The organism is Nocardia sp. NPDC058640, from assembly GCF_042716995.1.
GTDB lineage: Bacteria > Actinomycetota > Actinomycetes > Mycobacteriales > Mycobacteriaceae > Nocardia.
Window position 1 is genome coordinate 1 of sequence record NZ_JBHXRG010000064.1, and the last position, 2,910, is coordinate 2,910.

The 2,910-nt window shown below is 61.5% G+C and carries 3 protein-coding genes; 2 read left to right on the plus strand and 1 reads right to left on the minus strand.

Features of this window, described 5'->3' with window-relative positions:
* Window positions 1-56: 56 nt before the first annotated feature.
* A complete protein-coding gene (locus tag ACFWU5_RS29035; RefSeq protein ID WP_379270072.1) occupies window positions 57-245 on the minus strand; it encodes a hypothetical protein in 189 nt (62 codons plus the stop codon).
* A 346-nt stretch (window positions 246-591) separates the two neighbouring features.
* Here ACFWU5_RS29035 and ACFWU5_RS29040 point away from each other — a divergent pair, with 346 nt between their 5' ends.
* Window positions 592-1,095: a hypothetical protein gene (locus tag ACFWU5_RS29040; protein ID WP_379245479.1), complete on the plus strand. Its 504-nt coding sequence runs from the start codon at window positions 592-594 to the stop codon at window positions 1,093-1,095.
* A gap of 128 nt (window positions 1,096-1,223) precedes the next feature.
* Complete coding sequence (locus ACFWU5_RS29045; protein WP_379245477.1) at window positions 1,224-2,846, plus strand: tetratricopeptide repeat protein; 1,623 nt, start codon at window positions 1,224-1,226, stop codon at window positions 2,844-2,846.
* The last annotated feature ends 64 nt before the right edge of the window (window positions 2,847-2,910 follow it).

Genomic DNA, 2,910 nt, shown 5'->3' on the forward strand with positions numbered 1-2,910 from the left:
CACTACTGGTTGCCCGAAAGCTGCTGATCAGCAGCTTTCAACCAATCCGAAACCGCTCAGGCCGGGCCGACCGCCTGGCGAAAAATTGAGGCTAGTGCAGAGACGTCCACATTGGTGTACTTGCGTGAGATCACGTTCTTCAACCAGGCGTAGGCATCCTTGACTGCCTGTCCTGCCGTATCACTCACCCCTTCCACCGAACCTGCTGCGATCGCCGAAACTACCAGTGCCGTCACAGGATCCATTCCACAATCTTGCCAGTAAGACAAGCTGACCGCACCTGAATCTCGACCCTTTCGGACCGTTGGTGGCCGACTGCAGGGCCCCTGGTCGGTCGCCGAGCACACGGGACGGGCCGCCTGGAGATCTGGATGTCCTGAACTCGACACTCCTCCAGCACTATTCGGCGAGCCGTACCAGATGGCCCGATTGCGGCTACGGGGTCGGTACCCACTACTGACGTGCCGGGGATAGCCCTTGGGCGCAAGGGGAATTCGTGCGTCGAGGCAAGCGACCTTCCTCCTCTGGAAGAGTGGCCTACTATGTGGGAGGGCAGAGTACGCGGGCGGGATCACGAACGGGGGAATTAGTGTGGAACCATTGCTCGCGGTTGTCGTCACGGCCATATCGGTGGGGGCCAAGGCTGGATTAACCGCCTCGGCGCAAGGTGCCGTCGCTGACGCGTACACGAACCTGAAGCAGTTGATAGATCGCCGATACAACGTCGACCTCGATCCAGTCGAAGGGAACCCGGGCGCAATCGAGGTTCGAGATCGCCTGGCCGAAGACCTGTCTGCCGCGGGCGCAGGTGGTGACCGCCAGTTGCTGGAGGTGGCCAGGGCTCTCATCGATGCAACCGATGAACACGGATTGGGCGGAGCCGTCGAGGAATTGCTGGCCTCTGCTGATTCGCAGGAGGCGCGGGAATTCGTGGCCGTGCGAATCAAACGAGTATATGCCGAGTCGTTGCGGATCTGTGGCGTGGACTCTGCAGGTGCGGGAGTCCGGGTATCGGAGGCGTCGTTTGTAGGAGCCATCGATATCTCGGATGTGAAAGTCGGTAGGTCGCCGGTCCCTTTCGTGGTGCGGCCGTAGCCGCCGACCCAGCCGCGCCGCCGATGGCATCGCCAGAATTTCGTGCCGACCTCCACTCCGTATCTGGAGGCCGGGACGTCACGATCCGTCAAGACGTGACGATCCACCAGTACCCTGCAGGTCCTGGCATGTCAGCAACGCTCCCGCATCCGGAGGAACTCGTCGAGTTTTTTCCGGCTGGCGATTTTCCAATCGTAGGCAAACTGGACCCTTATGTGCTCGGTGCCACTTCGACAGCATACGGCCGCGTCGGCCAATGCGGGCAGAGCGATCCTTACCTGCCCCGTACCGGTGATCAGGTTGACTCCAGACTGGAATCGGCGCTGGCACTGGGCCAGTTGGTTCTCCTCGTTGGCCCATCGAAGGCGGGCAAGACTCGCACGATGTTCGAGGTCGTTCGCCGTGGACTGTCCGACGCGCGCGTGGTGGTTCCGCTTCCTGGCGCAATAGTGCAGTTGGCGAAGCATCCACGAATCAGTGATTCCTCCGATCCGCTCGTTATATGGCTTGATGACCTGCAGCGTTTCGTGACGCATGACGCCCCTCTGACTCCGAAACTATTGCGACGACTTCTGTCCAGGAAAGGCAGAACCGTGGTGGTTTCGACACTGCGCACCACCGAACGAGACCGCTTGCGCGCTGATGCCGGTGAGCTAAACCGGGAAACCCGACTGCTGCTGGAGCAGTCGTGTGAGATATCTCTTGATCACAGCAGTGCCGATGAAACCGAGCGCTCAAATGCGGCCGCCTTGTACCCGGAAGAGCGGCTCGCCGTGCACGGCATCGGCGAGGTCCTCGCCGGCGCCCGTGAACTGCTGCAGCGCTACGACGACGCGCGAGATTCCGACGGTGTCGTTCAACATGCCGTGATCCGGACGGTGATCGACTGGGCGCGTGTGGGTCGGCCAGAGCCGATTCCGGAATCCCTACTAGCGGAGCTTGTCCCGCGGACGCTGCTCGAGATTCGGCCCGACCTGGACGTCACCGACAATGACGTAGTTGCCGCAATCATGGCCGCGCGGAAGCCACCTGCTGGGGTTGGCCGTATCGCACCGATTCTGCGTAGCGCGACCGGCGACGCTCGTGGCTACCGGCCATTCGATTACTTGCTTGCTGCGGATGATGGCCAGTCAAGGAAGCCTCGCTCGATCTCGGACTTCATGTGGCAGGTCGCGGTCCAGAGTGAAGATTCCGGCACGGTGCTTGCCGTGGGGATCACGGCGTATCAACGCGGAAACACCTCTGCTTCGGCACAAGCTATCCGACGCGCCGCGGATCTGGGGCTTCCGCTCGCGATCAACAACCTCGGTGCGATATCGGAACAGGCCGGAGAAGTCGGCGAGGCCGAGCAGTATTACCGCGACGCCGCTGCCACGGGCTTGCATTTAGCGATGAACAATCTCGCCTCGCTGCTCCTTCGACGAGGCGACACAGATGAAGCCATGCGTTGGTATCGGAGCGCGGCCGATTGTGGCGACCCACTCGCCGCAACAACGCTCGGCGGTCTAGCGGAAACTCGCGGCGACCTCATTGAAGCCGCAGAGTGGTATCAACGCGCAGCTGATGGTGACTACCCGCCCGCTATCAATGCCATTGGCTCCCTACTCGACGTCACTGGAGACGGGCACCAAGCGGAGGAGTATTTTCGCCAGGCGGCAAGCGCCGGAAATCTGGCGGCGATATGCAATCTTGCACTCATGCACGAACGTCGCAAGGAACCAGTGCCGCGTCAAGCAACGTTGGGTAGGTAATCCGGGCGCCGGATCTTCGAGCCGACCGCGAAGTCCCGGATAGGTCCGGCATGCTGGTTACGCC

Coding starts and splice junctions, on each gene's coding strand:
- ACFWU5_RS29035 (WP_379270072.1), bottom strand. CDS start 245: ATGGATCCTGTGACGGCACTGGTAGTTTCGGCGATCGCAGCAGGTTCG.
- ACFWU5_RS29045 (WP_379245477.1), top strand. CDS start 1,224: ATGTCAGCAACGCTCCCGCATCCGGAGGAACTCGTCGAGTTTTTTCCG.